Raw genomic sequence first — 15,088 nt, forward strand, 5'->3', positions numbered from 1 at the left:
CGCCGGGTGCGCCGGGTGCGATGTGGTGGCGGCCGCCGATGTTCACGGTGTCTCCTGAGCTGCTGCGGTGGTGTGTGTTGATTGTCGGTGCTCGAGGTCGGTTCAGACGGCTTCTGCGGTGGTGGCGTCGGTCATGTGATGGGTGTGACCGCGTCGGCAGGGACCCACTGCCGATCGAGGTCGAGCCGCCCCCTCTTGTTGCCCGTGGGTATCGAAAACGTAACGCTCCGAATCTTGTGCATACTCGGTCACTGACCGGAGTATCGGTGACGATGACAAGCAGCCGATGGCATGTTCGCACTACTGCCGCAGAGCTTCCCAGGTCCCGCTCCTCAACTACTGCAGACACCCTCACCCACACCGATGATTGGGCCGACTGGCTCAAAAAGACCCGCCAGACTCCAGGCACTCCGTTCTTGCTATCTCCCGCATTCGACTACGACACCGACCTGAACGATTTCTTTCGCACCACAGCGATGGTCACCATGGCCACGACGACACAGATCGGATACGCCCGCGACCTCGCGAGCTTCCCGAATTTCGTCAACCATGTTGACCACGAACGTGATTGGCGTGACATCGAAGACAGTGCCCACCTCTCCTATCTGCATTGGCTGCGACACGATCCCGACGGCCCACGCGTATCCGGCAACACGTGGAACCGTGAAGTGGCTGCGGTGAACAGGTTCTACCGCTCGGCTGACACCGCCGGGCACGTCCGGGCCAATCCGATCCCCCAGACCTGGCGACGACCCGCCCCCGCACACACCGGCTACGCGGTCTCGCGACAATCCGACGAGCTCCGCGCCGCGAACTACGGTCACGACGGCGGACGGGACCGCATCCAATGGCTTCCCCTTGCCGACTATCGCAAGTGGCGCGAGGTCGGTATCCGCGGGTTCGACGACTCCGGAATACCGCGAGAGGGTTTCTGTGGCCGGTGGTCGGGGCGTAACGCGACCTACTGCGACGTCATGGTCCGGACGGGACTTCGGAATAATCCGCACTCACCGTACTGGAACTTCCACACATCGATACCAACCGAACTGGCTATCAACGATTTTGGCTTCCGGGATCGATCGCAAAAGGCCGCTCTGCACGGTGGGTCTACGTTCCGGCCTCCCTCGTTCGCGATCTGGCTACTTATAGCGCCTTCGACCGAGCCGACGTCATCGCTGCAGCCCAGGAAAAGCATCGGTACGAGCGCATACGGCACCTCGAATGCAGCAACGTCGCACTGACCGCAGACAACATCGACGCCCTACACACCGAACATCGATCGTTGCAGCAACTTAGCCACCGGGACAACCCTTCCGCCGCTCTTGGTGCACCGATTACGTGAGCGACTCAGCCAGCTCACCGACTTCCTCGACCGCTACACGACCCCGGTCCATGACCGTTACAAAAGCATCGACGCGAACCGATGACAGATGGGACAGGTCATCCGGACATCGCATTCGTCGACGCCGCCATCGAGTGCCTCGAGGACGCCGCTGGCCGTACACCGTCGATGCTGACCTTGTCTCGACACCTCGGGCTTGCGAACACCACATTTCGTCGCCGCTACCCCGACATCGTCGACCGGCTACGCGCCTCCGAACAGGCACGAGCTGTGCCCGCGGTCAGCCCCGGCCAGGTCGACTCGAACATCGTTCGACTTCGGCAACGAAACCGACAACTGACCAGTGACCTCGCGCTGGCTACCTCGAGCATCCAGCGCCTCTTTATCGACAACCGTTCATTTCGTCGGCAACTCGAAGATGCCACCGCCGTCACTCGTCTGTCCCACCGGCCGTGAAATCTGTTGTGCCCAAATCCGTTCAGCCGTGGTATCGGGTTTGCCGTTCTCTCGCTCGCTGGATGACTTCGATCGCTTCAACAGCTTCGTCTGCACGGAGCAGCTGATGGTCACGTCTCGACCGCTGGGAATTGTGATGTTGACTGCGTCGCCCGCGACGACGATGAGACAAGCGACAGCGTGTGTTCGACGACCCCGATCCGTACCCACCGAAACCTCGGAGGGGCCGCGCGGTTGTGTTTTCTTCGACTGCACCGCCGCAAGACCGCTTAGCGCCGGCGTCAGGGCAGGGCGGCGATTCCGTCGTACATGACCCGCCGGATGGCCACACCCATGCGCTTGTCGGAGATTTTCTCCGAGCCGCGCAGCGCGGCGATGATGGCTGCGATAATCATCCCGTTGATGGCTCGCGCTGTGGCGTCGACGTCGAGGTCGGCGTGCAGGTACCCGACGCGTACCCCGTGTTCGAGGTATCCGGCGGTCAGGTCTGCTGCCAGGTCGTGGAAATCGAGGACTCGTTCCCTCATCTCGGCGTCGATCCCTGCCGCTTCGAGTAGCAGAAACCGAGCTACCCGTGGGTCCGTACCGAAGACCGACCACAGCGACTCCCCGATCCGGGCGACCTGCTCGCGGTAGTCATCGAGAGTGTCGACCGCGTCGGGGGCGTTCTCTGCAGCGAGGGCGGTGACAACGCGTCCCACGATCTCGGTGATGACGTGGTCGACGATGTCTCTCTTGTTCTGGAAATACCGGTAGAAGGTGCCGTGACCTATCCCGAGTTCAGCCGCGATATCCGCGATCCCGGTGGCGTGATACCCACGATCTGCGAAGCAGTCGAAGGCGGTGTCGACGATTTCCTTGCGCAACTCCTGCTTCTTGCGCTCGGCACGGGTCATGCGAGGTGCGTCCGCTGTCATCGGCCCAGCCTATTGCCTCACATCAGTTTGTGACATACGGTTCCGAAAGTGACATCGAATACCGCTTCGTGCGGTCGATGTCGATCGTGTCCCGACTGGGCCGCGTGCACGCATTCTCAGAAGGAGTTGACATGCCGGCTCGATATGACGCCGCCATCATCGGTGCAGGATTCGGCGGCATGGGAGCCGCGATCGAATTGGGCCGACTCGGCTACGACAAATTGGTGATCCTCGAACGCGAATCGGATCTCGGCGGGACCTGGCACGTGAACAGGTACCCGGGCCTTGCGGTGGACATACCGTCGTCAACGTACTCCTACTCGTTCGAGCCCAATCCGTACTGGTCGCGCCTGTTCGCGCCCGGTGCCGAGCTCAACGACTACGCCCACCACGTCGCGGACAAATACGACGTGCGTAAGTACATGCGATTCGACACCGCCGTGGCCGGTGCCGCTTGGGACGAGCTCCACGGACATTGGGTCGTGCGATGTGCGGACGGTACCGAGCTCACCGCAACGTATCTCGTCACTGCCACCGGCTTTCTGTCGCAGCCGAAGGTCCCCGATATCGACGGCATCGACACGTTCGCCGGCAAGATCATTCACACCACTGCGTGGGACGACTCGTACGACCTGACCGGTACACGCGCAGCGGTGATCGGCACCGGTGCCACCGCAGTTCAGCTCATTCCCGAACTCGCCGAACAGGTTTCCGAGCTCACCGTCTACCAACGCACTCCCATCTGGGTGAGCCCCAAACCTGATGTCGCCATCCCGAGCGCTCTGCGAAAACTGTTCGCCGCAGTCCCACTGAGCCAGAAATTGGTCCGCCTGATCGGGACCTCCATCCTCGAGGTGATGATGGTGACCGGGGTACTGCAGTACAAGCAGCTGCCGCTGGCGAACAAACTCGGGGAGACGTGGTGCCGCGCCCACCTCACCCGTCAAGTCCGTAATCGCGCCCTGCGCCGAAAACTGACCCCGGACTACTCCTTCGGCTGCAAACGACCGACGTTCTCCAACACCTACTACCGCACCTTCACCCGAGACCACGTTCATCTCGAGACCGCGTCGATCGACAGCGTCGACGCGACCGGAATCCGCACCGCCGACGGCACCCGACGCGATATCGACGTCCTGGTCCTGGCAACCGGATTCAACCTGTGGGACGTCAACTTCCCCGCAATCGAGATCCTCGGGCGCGACGGCCGCAATCTCGGACAGTGGTGGCGCGAGAACCGATTCCAAGCCTACGAGGGCATCACGGTCCCGAAATTCCCGAACTTCGTCTCCCTCAACAGCCCCTACTCGTACTCGGGTCTGTCGTACTTCACCACCATCGAATCTCAGATGCGACACATCAACCGCTTGTTCACCGCCATGCGCGAGCGCGAATCGACGGTCTTCGAGGTCTCCCAGGACGCCAACGACGAATTCCTGAACCGGATGACCGACAAGGTCGCAGACTCTGTGTTCGCCCGAGGCAACTGCGCAACTGCCAACAGCTACTACTTCAACCAGCACGGCGAAGCAACACTCCTCCGCCCCAGCTCCACCCTGAGCACATTCCGCGAAGCCAGCCACTTTCCACTCGAGGACTACCACTACGCCTGACGCGCCCCCCACACCACCTCGCACAGGTGACGCTCACGACCGAGACCACGTGTGCGCCCATCGACCACCGAAAAGGCAACCATGAACAACCCCTCGACAGCGCTCGTACTCGGATGCGGTGCCGCAGTCGGCGCAGCATGGACGGTAGGAGCGTTGGTCTCGATTCGCGACGAACTCGGAATCGACCCCACAGACGCCGATCTGATTATCGGAACCTCGGCCGGGGCACAGTACGGCGTCATGTTGTCCGCCGGTATCGGCGTCGACGATCTGGTGGCACTGCAGCGTGGGCACCCCACGCACCCTGCGTTGACCGGTCACCTTTCCGGTGAACCCGCCGCGGTACCGCGCATTCCATTCGGAATTCCCAGCCACCTCCGTCGCGTGGTCCGCTCCGACCTTCCCACCCTGGCACGGACCAGCGCGTTGCTGCCAGACGGCACCCTGACCCCGCACTGGCTCCACCGGCTCGCACACCTTCTGGCACCACGCGACTGGGTGGATCACCGAAAGCTGCGGCTGGTGGCGATGGATGCAGCCACCGGTCAGCGAGTTGTCTTCGGCGCACCCGACTCACCCGCAGCAACTCTCGCACAAGCCCTCCACGCCTCGTGGGCGGTGCCGGGAATGATCAGGCCGGCCACCATCGACGGCCGCCAATACCTCGACGGCGGTACGTGGTCCACCGCCTCAGCGGACTTGGCCGCCGGATACGACCGGGTGATCGTCATAACGCCGATGGCATCGCTGCGCCACGTCGCCCGCACCGGTGCCGGCCACATCGAACACGCCGTGCTGCGCAACCCGATGACCGCAGGCTTATGCGCAGAACTGGCTACGCTGCACGGATCGACGCAGCTGGCCGTGTTCACCCCCGGCACCGAAGACTTGGCCGCAATGGGCCCGAACTTTCTCGACCCCAGGCGACGGAAGGCCGCGCTCGACACGGCGCTGCGCACCACCGCAGTCACCGCCCGCAGCATCCAACGTCGATGGAACGCAGGCCGCACCGATTCCGGCAATGAGCGGACCGGATGAGGCTCAGGCGCAGGGCGGCCGTCAACCAGGAAACGTCTGATAAACGCCGATAGCGAGGAGACGAATTCGTCCCGACTGTCGTGGGTCGAAATCCTCCGAACGATCTTCATATGGCCCGCCCACAGCAGTCCGTCGACGGCATGAGCCAGGAAATCCGCATCGATGGCCGGGCACTACCAGGACCGACGCGATCAATGCCGAAATCCGTTCGATCAGAGCCGATTCCAGAAGATCGGTCTTAAGAAGGATTCGCTGCAGCATCTCCGAGTCGAGAACGCACCCGAAGCATCGACGTCCAAGACGATGGCGCGCACGACCTGACCGAACACTTCAGCATCGCCGCGAGCCCACGCACCGCAGCTCTATTTCTCGGAGCTCTCGATCCCGACGATGCCCCACCTGTAGCGTGCACGTTCAACACCCCTCTAGGACACTGACATCGGCCCGTAGAGCGGGACTGCCCCGAGTTCAGTTGACTGTCGGGGTTGAGTGGTTCAGGCCGCGTGTGCGGTCTGGTTGATTGTCTCAAACGCCCCCGCAAGCGGGAGGGACCCCCAGATCGGGGTGAGTTTGCCGAGGCGTCGTTGGCGGCGCTTTCGGTGATAGGTCCGTTCGATCCAGGTCACAATTGCCAGCCGTAGTTGCTCGCGGGTCGACCATCGTTGACGGTCAAGGATGTTCTTCTACAGGAGGGCGAAGAACGACTCCATCGCCGCGTTGTCGCCGCACGCCCCGACACGGCCCATAGATCCGCGTAATCCATTGTGGGGCAACGCGTGCACGAACTTCCTGGAGCGGAACTGGGCAAGTTCAACCGGTCGTTGCAACACCGGGCTGTTGGAGTGAGCTTAGCTGCTCGGTGAAGACCTCGGTTGGGGTTTTCCATGGCACCCTTCTTCAGATTCCGAAGTCCTTCGCGATCCGGCGCAGCGAAGCCTCGCCCTTGCGTGCGACGGCGATGACGTCGCGGCGGAACTCCTCGGGGAATGCTTTCGGCATGGGGAACATCCTTCCACCGCGAGGAGCGGATCCTCACAGATCAGATGTCAACCAAAGCCGGGGCAGTCCCGTTGTATCAGGTCCTTGCGCTGCGGTCATTCAGTCAACGTCAGCCAGTAAAACGATATGAATTCAAACGGCCGAACGCTCCTCCGACGCCGCCGTGCCCGCATCGCCGCAGGTGAACCGCCGATCGTCGAATGTGCTACACCACGTTGACAATTGGGGCGATTCAACCAATACGGACATCGGCGGCCGCGTCGCTCCGCCCCGGATCACCACGAAGCTGGCACGATGGACAGCGTGCCGAACCACAACTACGGACTGACGGTGCACTGGACGGGCAACCGCGGCAGCGGCACCACCGGTGCCGACAGCTACGACCGAGACCACACCGTCTCGGCACCCGGCAAACCCGATATCCACGCCAGTGCCGATCCGAGTTTTCGCGGTGATCCGCAGCGGTGGAATCCCGAAGAATTGCTCGTTGAACTCGCTGTCGAGCTGCCACATGCTGTGGTACCTCGGGCTGGCCGCCGCCTCCGGTCTGACCGTCACCGAGTACGTCGACTCCCCCACCGGAGTGATGACCGAGCAATCCGACGGATCCGGGCAATTCGTCGAGGTCCCTCTGGCACCGACCGTGACGATCACCGATCCATCGATGACGCACCGCGCCGAGTCGCTGCACGCCTCCGCGGCGGCCAAGTGCTTCATTGCACGGTCGGTCAATTTCCCGGTACGACACTCGCCGACAACTGAGGTGGCGTCATGACCGTCCCGCTGATCGTCGACGTCGACACCGGAATCGACGACTCGCTCGCCCTGCTGTATCTCCTGGCCAGCGCGGACGCGAGATTCTCGGTATGGCGTCCACCGCGGGCAACGTGCCGGTGAATCAGGTTGCCGCGAACAACCTGGCGTGGCTCGACCTGTGCCGCGCAGGCGACGTCGAGGTCGCGCTCGGCGCACAGGCACCTCTCGTGGCACCGCTGATGACCACCGAGGACACTCACGGACCGCAAGGAATCGGTTACGCGGAACTACCGGTGTCGCCGCGGCAACTGTCGTCGCGAGACGCCACCACGATGTGGATCGAGCTCGTTCGTTCGCGTCCCGGTGAGATCACCGGGCTCGTCACCGGTCCATTGACCAATCTCGCGCTCGCGATTCGTCGTGATCCCGAGCTACCTCGACTGTTGAGGCGATTGGTGTTGATGGGCGGCGCTTTTCAACACCAGGGCAACACCACACCGACCAGTGAATGGAACATCGCCGTCGATCCCGAGGCCGCCGCCGAGGTGTTCGCGGCCTTCTCCGGACTGCCTCCGGAACGACACCCGATCGTGTGCGCTCTCGACATCACCGAAACCATCGAGATGACACCCGAGCACGTCCGGCGGCTCGCCGAACGAGCCGGAAGCTCTCCGCCCGAAGTGATCTCGCCCGACGACGCCGCGGGTGTTCGATCGACCGCGTCCAATCCGATCGTGCGCCACTTCTCCGACGCGGTGCGGTTCTACATGGAATTCCATCGCGATCACGACCAGGGATTCCTGGCGCACATGCACGATCCCTTCGCTGCGGCGGTTGCGATCGACGCAGACATCGCCACGTACCGGCACGCGACCGTCGATGTAGAACTCACCGGAACCCTCACTCGCGGAACGACAGTGGCGGACTGGCGCGGCATGTGGGGTCGGGAGCCGAACGCCGCGATCGCCACGCACACCAATCCGGAGGCGTTCTTCGACCGACTGATCGAACGAGTCGGAGCTCTCGCGGCCCGTTTGTACCCCGAAGTGCAATAGGTAGAAGCGCAGCAAGCAGAACGGGAGTCAGGAATCGAATGCGTCGAGAAGTTCCTGTGCGGCAAGCGCAGCCGTCAGAGAACCGTCGCGCACACGGGCTTCGACGTCGCCGCGGATCGCCTTGACGGAGGGATTCTGCGCCAGCCTGCGCAGCAGTTGGTCGTTGACCATCGTCCAGGTCCAATCGACCTGCTGCTTGCGGCGCTTCTCCGCGAATTCGCCTGCGTCGCTGAGTACTTGCTGGTGCCGCAGCACGGTATCCCAGTACTCGTCGAGTCCAGTGCCTCGATGGCACTCATGGTCAACACCGGAGGCTTCCAGATCGCATCGTGCGGGTAGATCAGCCGCAGCGCCCCCGCCAACTCCCGCGCCGCGTTCTTCGCGTCGGTCGCGTGCTTGCCGTCGGCCTTGTTGACGGCCACCAGATCCGCGAGCTCGAGAACGCCCTTCTTGATGCCCTGCAACTGATCTCCGGTGCGCGCGAGTGTGAGGAACGTGAAGCAGTCGACCATGTTCGCGACCGTCACCTCGGACTGCCCGACGCCCACCGTCTCCACCAGAATGACGTCGAAGCCTGCCGCTTCGAGGAGGACGATCGTCTCCCGCGTCGCGCGTGCGACCCCGCCCAGAGTTCCCGACGTCGGGGACGGCCGAATGTATGCGTTCTCCTGCACCGCGAGCCGCGACATCCGGGTCTTGTCACCCAGGATGGAACCACCGGTACGCGTCGACGACGGATCGACGGCCAGCACCGCAACCCGGTGCCCCTTCTCGATCAACCGCATCCCCAGCGCATCGATGAACGTCGACTTGCCGACCCCGGGTACTCCGGTGATACCGACCCGGTGGGAACCGCCTGCATCCGGTAGGACCCGAAGAAGAAACTGCTGCGCCAGATCTCGATGATCCGATCGGGTCGACTCGACCAGGGTGATGGCCCGCGCCAGGCCGGATCGCTCATTCGCGCGGACCGACTCGGCGACCGCATCGATATCGATGACTCGACCCCGCGTCGGCGACGCCGTGCTGCTGTGACCCGCGCTGCTGCGACCTGTATCGCCGGAATTCGCGTTGTTCGGAGAACTCATACTCAGGCGTTGGCCTCGCGCGGTGCATGCCCGAGTGCGACGGACAGCTTCTCCACCAGCCCGATCGCCGCGTCGGCGATCACGGTGCCCGGAGGGAAGATCGCCGCGGCGCCCGCCGCGTAGAGCTCGTCGAAATCGCCGGGCGGGATGACGCCACCGACGACGATCATGATGTCCTCGCGCCCGACGTCGGCCAGTGCCTGGCGCAGTGCCGGCACCAGAGTCAGGTGTCCCGCCGCCAGGGACGACACACCGACCACGTGGACGTCGTTGTCGGCGGCCTGACGGGCCACTTCCTCGGGCGTCTGGAACAGCGGGCCGACGTCCACGTCGAAGCCGATGTCCGCGAACGCCGTGGCGATGACCTTCTGGCCGCGGTCGTGCCCGTCCTGACCCATCTTGCACACCAGGACGCGAGGCCGACGGCCCTCGTCCTCGGCGAACTGCTCGACCAGCGCGGTGGCGCGGGTGATGTTCTCGGATTTGCCTGCCTCGTCGCGGTACACACCACTGATTGTCCGGATTTCGGCCTGATGGCGCCCGTAGACCTTCTCGAGCGCGTCGGAGATCTCGCCGACGGTGGCCATCTTGCGCGCCGCGTCGATGGCGAGCGCCAGCAGGTTGTTCTCCATGCCCGGCTGGTCCGACGCCGCAGCTCTGGTCAGGTTCGCCAGGGCGGCCTCGACCTCGACGGTGTCCCGCTCGGCTCGCAGTCGCTCCAGCTTCTCGATCTGCTCGCGTCGAACCTTGGAGTTCTCGACCTTGAGCACCTCGATGGTGTCGGGCTCGTCGGGCACGTACTTGTTGACGCCGACGAGGGGCTGACGGCCGGAGTCGATGCGCGCCTGGGTGCGGGCCGCCGCCTCCTCGATGCGCAGCTTGGGGATGCCCTCGCCGATGGCCTGAGCCATGCCGCCTGCTTCCTCGACCTCGGCGATGTGTGCCCGAGCCCGGTTCGCAAGCTGATGGGTGAGCCATTCGACGTAGTGCGAGCCGCCCCACGGGTCGATCGGGCGCACGGTGTTGGACTCCTGTGCGATGAGCAGCTGGGTATTGCGGGCGATGCGTGCCGAGAAGTCGGTCGGCAGGGCGAGTGCCTCGTCGAGGGCGTTGGTGTGCAGCGACTGGGTGTGGCCCTGGGTGGCCGCCATCGCCTCCACGCAGGTGCGGGCGACGTTGTTGAACACGTCCTGTGCCGTCAACGACCAACCCGACGTCTGCGAATGCGTGCGCAGTGACCGGGATTTGGCGCTTTTGGGCTCGAACTGCTGGACGAGCTCGGCCCACAGCAGACGCCCGGCACGCAGCTTGGCGACCTCCATGAAGAAGTTCATTCCGATGGCCCAGAAGAACGACAGTCGCGGTGCGAAGGTATCGATGTCCATGCCCGCATCCAGACCGGCTCGGATGTACTCGACACCGTCCGCGAGGGTGTAGGCGAGTTCGAGATCGGCTGTGGCACCGGCTTCTTGGATGTGGTAGCCGGAGATGGAGATCGAGTTGTACTTGGGCATCTTCTCGCTGGTGTACGCGAAGATGTCCGAGATGATGCGCATCGACGGCTTGGGCGGGTAGATGTAGGTGTTGCGCACCATGAACTCTTTGAGAATGTCGTTCTGGATGGTGCCGGCGAGCTTCTCCGGCCCGACGCCCTGCTCCTCGGCGGCCGCGACGTACAGCGCCAGGATCGGCAGCACCGCACCGTTCATGGTCATCGACACCGAGACGCTGCCCAGGTCGATGCCGTCGAACAGTTGCCGCATGTCGTAGATGGAATCGATGGCGACTCCGGCCATTCCGACGTCACCCTGCACTCGGGGGTGATCGGAGTCGTAGCCGCGGTGAGTGGCCAGGTCGAACGCCACCGACAGACCCTTCTGGCCGGCCGCGAGGTTCCGACGATAGAACGCGTTGGACTCGGCCGCCGTGGAGAAGCCGGCGTACTGCCGGATCGTCCACGGCTGGTTGACGTACATCGTGGGATACGGCCCGCGCAGGAACGGCGGTGCGCCCGGGTAGCTGTGCAGCGGGTAGCCCTCGGCCTCGGCGGCGGCACGATCTGCCTCGGTGAACACCGGCTTGACGTCGATGCCCTCGGGGGGTGGACCACACCACCTGCTCGGGCGTGTAGAAGTTGGCCCTCGCACCCTGCTGCACATGGGCGGTGACGTCCTCGGCCGACGGCGGCGTCGGGGTCGGCTCGTCGGGATCGACCAAAGGCACGTCGGCGAAACTTCCGATGGTGTGCGAGATTCTGCGCTCGTCGTTGTTCATGTCACGCTCGCTCATCTCTTCGCTCCCAGGGTGTCGAGAAGTTCGGTCAGCACTGCGACGGCGTCGACTTTCGCGGTCAGGAATCCATCGGGACGCGAGGTGCCCTCGATGCCGGTGAAGATCTTCTCGGGGCCGGCGAGCAGAACCTGCGTGACGCCCGCTGCCCGGAGCGCGTCCACCGCAGTGGCGGCCTCGTCCGCGTATCGCTTGTCGGTGCCGCACACCACGACTGTGTGAGCTCCGGACGCCTCCACTGCCCCGGCAACGGCGTCCACGGTCAGGGGACCGGGATTGACGGCTTCGATTCCGCCCGACGCCAGCAGGTTCGACGCGAATGTCGTTCGGATGTTGTGTTCGGCGACGCTGCCCAGCGGCACCAGGAGCACTGTGGGGCGCGCATCGTGCTCGGCCATGTAGCATCCGACCGGTCGCGCAGCGACTCGAATGCCCGGCCGTACCGATACACCGTTGTCGAGCCCTGCGGCGCGGTTCGTTCGGGGCTCAGCGGAGCCTCGGCCAGGTTGGGAAATTCGTTGACGCCCGTCAGCGGGGTCACTCGGTGAGCGATGTCGGAATCGCGTTCGGCGCGGGTCTTCTCGATCGCGGCCACGAGCGAACCGTCGTCGACGGCGGCGCGGAATCCTCCCGACGCTTCGATGGTCTGGAAGAACTCCCAGCCTTCGCGGCGACCGCTGCCGTCAGTTCTTCGATGTACCAGGACCCGGCACCCGGATCCAGGACCCGTCCGAGATGCGCTTCTTCGAGCAGCAGCAGCTGGGTGTTTCGGGCGATGCGGGCCGCGAACGTCTTCGACACCCCGGCTGCGCCGCCGCCGAGTGCCGCATCGAACGGGAGCACGGTCACCGAATCGGCACCCCCCACTCCCGCTCCGAACGACGCCAGCGTGGTCCGCAGCATGTTCACCCACGGATCCCGCTGCGACATCATCGCTTCCGAGGTCACTGCATGCTGAGGAGCGTCACCGGCGTCGGGAGCTCCGCACACCTGCGCGATGCGCGCCCACAGCGTGCGAGCGGCCCGGAACTTGGCGATGGTCTGGAACTGGTCGTCGGTGGCGGAGAACCGGAACTCGATCTGTCGCAGGGCATCCGAGATGCCGATACCGGCATCGGTCATGGACCGGAGATACTCGAGTCCTGCGGCGATCGCCGCGCCGAGCTCCTGTGCGTCGCCGCTACCGAGATTGTGGAACACGGTGCCGTCGACCGTGATCGTACGAACCGTCTCGGCGCGACCGATCGACTCACGAACCAACTCGAGCGCCTCGGTCATCTCGATCGACTCGGCTCCGCCCAACCCCGCTGTGAGAGTGGACACGCCGAGCCGGACGTCGACTGCGGCACGCTCGTCGATATCGGCCGAATCGAGTACCCCGAACACCGCGGCTGCCGCTGCGGACGCGTCCCCGCGCGCATCGAGCGTCAGCGGTGCGAGCTCGAGAAACACTCCGCGCAGAACTTCCGGCAGAGCGATCGGATCGACCCCACCGTCGCCGACCGTCAACCACAGGGCGCTGGTGCCGTTGGAGAGCGAATCGAGTATCTGGGTATTGAGTATCGACGCGTCGTCGGCGCCGCGTACCGAGCCGTGGCGGGTGCACACCTTCCAGCCCGCGTTGACGTCGCGGTGGGGGTCGCGGCCCCGCAGGTAGGGAAACTGCCCGGGCAGCGGGCCTTCCGGTCGCTCGTCGAACGCGGTGTACAGCGGGGACACGGTGATCCCGTCGTACGTCGTGGAATCGAGTAGATGCTCGGCATCGGCGGGCAGATCGGCCACCTCGACCCGACGCGATTTGGCCAGGACACCGGCCACTGCCTTCTGCCAGGCCGCATGAGCGCTGCGTGCGGCATCTTCGTGCGACGCGATGGACACGTGTGCTTGCTCCCTCGGTTCGGCGGGTAGTCCTGCGCCCGACTTGAAGTGATGCTAACCCCACCGCAATGCAGGTTATCGTGAGGATCACCTCACGTTCGGTCGTGCAGCTCGGCTCTCGAACTCGGGAAACAGCGAGGTGTCGTCTCGCGCCGGTACGCTGGCCTCTCGTGACCCGGCACCTGCGTGACGTTCGACTGATCGCGCTGCTGGCGGTGATTGCCGTCTTCGCTCTGGTAGCGGTGTTCGCACCCCATCCGACTGTCGAACAGATTCGTGATTGGGGCACCTCCGTCGGCCCGGCATTCCCGCTCGTGTTCTTCGGCGTGCACGCGATCGTGACCGTCGCGCCCGTCCCGAGGACCTTGTTCACGCTCAGTGCAGGAGTGCTGTTCGGGCCCATGATCGGTCTGGCGGTCACCATCGGCGCGTCGACGGTCAGCGCGATTCTGGCGCTGCTGTTGGTCCGTGCGATCGGTCGCGAAGCGGTGGCGGCGCGGATGTCGCACTCGGCTCTCGATTCGGTGGACGAGAGTCTGCGCCGACGAGGCTGGCTGGCCGTCGGCTCTCTGCGTCTGATTGCGCCGGTGCCGTTCTCGTTGGTGAACTACGCGTGTGGGGTGTCGGCGGTTCGGCCCGTCCCGTTCGCGCTGGCGACGGCCGTCGGGATGCTGCCTGGCACTCTCGGAATCGTCGTGATCGGCGGAGCGATCGGAGGCGAGACACATCCGGCGCTGCTGGTGTTGTCTGCGGTCTGTATTGCGATCGGGCTGAGTGGGCTGGTCGTGGATTGGCGTCTCTCGCGCGGTTCGCGATCCGAGCCTGCGCCCACGGGCGGCCGACAGGTCGGGAACCTTGATTCTGACGAATCAAGCCTTGAAGCTTGACTGAACTACATCAACGATCTAGCCTTGTCCAATGTTCGTGCTGACCGTGGACCAACGCCGCAGTAGACGCGATATCGATCGCGTGCCCGAACTGCTCGATCGATATCGCGACCACGAACTGATCCGACCCTTCGAGCGCACCGCAGGAGACGAAGTGCAAGCCGTCTGCGAGGACGCCGCGACCGTCGTCTCGATCGCTCTCGAACTGGTCTCCACCCCGCACTGGAGCGTCGGAATCGGCATCGGCTCCGTCGAACTCCCGCTACCCGAGACGACACGCGCCGGACGCGGACCGGCGTTCGAGGCAGCCCGAGACGCCGTGACCCGAGCCAAGAATGCCCCGGCAGCACTCGCCGTCAGCGGCCCCGATGTCGCTGCCGCCGAGGATGCGGAGACAGCATCGACCCTGGTTGCATTGCTTGTGATCAGACGATCGGACCAGGGCCGAGAAGCTGTCGAACTCATGGCCCGCGGGTTGTCGCAGACCGACGCGGCCGAACGGTTGAAGATCAGCAAACAAGCCATGTCGCAACGACTGTCGGTAGCCGGCTGGCACGTCGAGAACGCGGGCCGCACCCTGGCGACTCGATTGCTCGACACAGCGAACACGACGGGAAACAACCGACCATGATCGTCGCCACCCTGGTGCTGCTCGCGCTGACCGCAGTTGCCGCTACCGTTCCCGCCGGCACCGGAATTCGCCGATGGTTGCCCACCGTCGCCGCGTCGGGTCTGCTCGCGGCCAGCGGCGGTCCGGCCACGGTGGCCGA

At 64.5% G+C, this 15,088-nt stretch carries 8 protein-coding genes and 6 pseudogenes; 9 read left to right on the forward strand and 5 right to left on the reverse strand.

Going from position 1 to position 15,088, the window contains the following annotated elements; all coding sequences use genetic code 11:
* The first annotated feature begins 416 nt into the window (after nt 1-416).
* Nucleotides 417-1,241, forward strand: coding sequence for a site-specific integrase (locus tag RHBS_RS13445; RefSeq protein WP_187298480.1), 825 nt, complete (start codon nt 417-419; stop codon nt 1,239-1,241).
* A gap of 182 nt (nt 1,242-1,423) precedes the next feature.
* Complete coding sequence (locus RHBS_RS13450; protein WP_128645786.1) at nt 1,424-1,798, forward strand: hypothetical protein; 375 nt, start codon at nt 1,424-1,426, stop codon at nt 1,796-1,798.
* Nucleotides 1,799-2,079: 281 nt separating this feature from the next.
* Here the strand turns inward: RHBS_RS13450 and RHBS_RS13455 are convergent, their stop codons facing one another.
* Nucleotides 2,080-2,715, reverse strand: coding sequence for a TetR/AcrR family transcriptional regulator (locus RHBS_RS13455; RefSeq protein WP_128645787.1), 636 nt, complete (start codon nt 2,713-2,715; stop codon nt 2,080-2,082).
* A 131-nt stretch (nt 2,716-2,846) separates the two neighbouring features.
* Between RHBS_RS13455 and RHBS_RS13460 the strand changes: the two genes are divergently transcribed.
* The 3 genes from RHBS_RS13460 to RHBS_RS28995 all read left to right on the forward strand — a co-directional run bounded on the left by RHBS_RS13460 (nt 2,847) and on the right by RHBS_RS28995 (nt 5,687).
* Entirely contained in the window at nt 2,847-4,328 is a 1,482-nt protein-coding gene (locus tag RHBS_RS13460) for an NAD(P)/FAD-dependent oxidoreductase (RefSeq protein ID WP_128645788.1), read from the forward strand.
* An 81-nt stretch (nt 4,329-4,409) separates the two neighbouring features.
* Entirely contained in the window at nt 4,410-5,366 is a 957-nt protein-coding gene (locus RHBS_RS13465; protein WP_128645789.1) for a patatin-like phospholipase family protein, read from the forward strand.
* A 162-nt stretch (nt 5,367-5,528) separates the two neighbouring features.
* Complete coding sequence (locus RHBS_RS28995) at nt 5,529-5,687, forward strand: hypothetical protein (protein WP_187298481.1); 159 nt, start codon at nt 5,529-5,531, stop codon at nt 5,685-5,687.
* A 173-nt stretch (nt 5,688-5,860) separates the two neighbouring features.
* Here the strand turns inward: RHBS_RS28995 and RHBS_RS30535 are convergent.
* Nucleotides 5,861-6,172: pseudogene (locus RHBS_RS30535) on the reverse strand (integrase core domain-containing protein); the annotation flags it as partial.
* A gap of 487 nt (nt 6,173-6,659) precedes the next feature.
* Here RHBS_RS30535 and RHBS_RS13475 point away from each other — a divergent pair.
* Together RHBS_RS13475 and RHBS_RS13480 are read left to right on the forward strand one after the other, a co-directional pair.
* Nucleotides 6,660-7,140, forward strand: a pseudogene (locus RHBS_RS13475) (OsmC family protein).
* Nucleotides 7,137-8,176 (forward strand): annotated as a pseudogene (locus RHBS_RS13480) (nucleoside hydrolase). The pseudogenes RHBS_RS13475 and RHBS_RS13480 overlap by 4 nt, the downstream one beginning before the upstream one ends.
* 27 nt (nt 8,177-8,203) lie before the next feature.
* Here RHBS_RS13480 and meaB read toward each other — a convergent pair.
* The 3 pseudogenes from meaB to mutA all read right to left on the reverse strand — a co-directional run bounded on the left by meaB (nt 8,204) and on the right by mutA (nt 13,431).
* Nucleotides 8,204-9,264 (reverse strand): annotated as a pseudogene (meaB, locus tag RHBS_RS13485) (methylmalonyl Co-A mutase-associated GTPase MeaB).
* 2 nt (nt 9,265-9,266) lie between these two features.
* A pseudogene (gene scpA, locus RHBS_RS13490) lies at nt 9,267-11,538 on the reverse strand (methylmalonyl-CoA mutase).
* An 11-nt stretch (nt 11,539-11,549) separates the two neighbouring features.
* Nucleotides 11,550-13,431, reverse strand: a pseudogene (mutA, locus tag RHBS_RS13495) (methylmalonyl-CoA mutase small subunit).
* 170 nt (nt 13,432-13,601) lie between these two features.
* Between mutA and RHBS_RS13500 the strand changes: the two are divergent.
* Together RHBS_RS13500 and RHBS_RS13505 are read left to right on the forward strand one after the other, a co-directional pair.
* Entirely contained in the window at nt 13,602-14,318 is a 717-nt protein-coding gene (locus RHBS_RS13500) for a TVP38/TMEM64 family protein (RefSeq protein WP_128645790.1), read from the forward strand.
* A 31-nt stretch (nt 14,319-14,349) separates the two neighbouring features.
* Complete coding sequence (locus RHBS_RS13505) at nt 14,350-14,949, forward strand: hypothetical protein (RefSeq protein ID WP_128645791.1); 600 nt, start codon at nt 14,350-14,352, stop codon at nt 14,947-14,949.
* Nucleotides 14,950-15,088: the final 139 nt, after the last annotated feature.

Origin of the sequence: Rhodococcus sp. BS-15, assembly GCF_000813105.1 — a bacterium.
Lineage (GTDB): Bacteria > Actinomycetota > Actinomycetes > Mycobacteriales > Mycobacteriaceae > Rhodococcoides.

Bases quoted from the DNA above. Each gene is read 5' to 3' on its own strand.
- RHBS_RS28995 (WP_187298481.1), top strand. From the start codon at position 5,529: ATGGCCGGGCACTACCAGGACCGACGCGATCAATGCCGAAATCCGTTC.
- RHBS_RS13505 (WP_128645791.1), top strand. From the start codon at position 14,350: ATGTTCGTGCTGACCGTGGACCAACGCCGCAGTAGACGCGATATCGAT.
- RHBS_RS13465 (WP_128645789.1), top strand. From the start codon at position 4,410: ATGAACAACCCCTCGACAGCGCTCGTACTCGGATGCGGTGCCGCAGTC.
- RHBS_RS13460 (WP_128645788.1), top strand. From the start codon at position 2,847: ATGCCGGCTCGATATGACGCCGCCATCATCGGTGCAGGATTCGGCGGC.
- RHBS_RS13455 (WP_128645787.1), bottom strand. From the start codon at position 2,715: ATGACAGCGGACGCACCTCGCATGACCCGTGCCGAGCGCAAGAAGCAG.
- RHBS_RS13450 (WP_128645786.1), top strand. From the start codon at position 1,424: ATGACAGATGGGACAGGTCATCCGGACATCGCATTCGTCGACGCCGCC.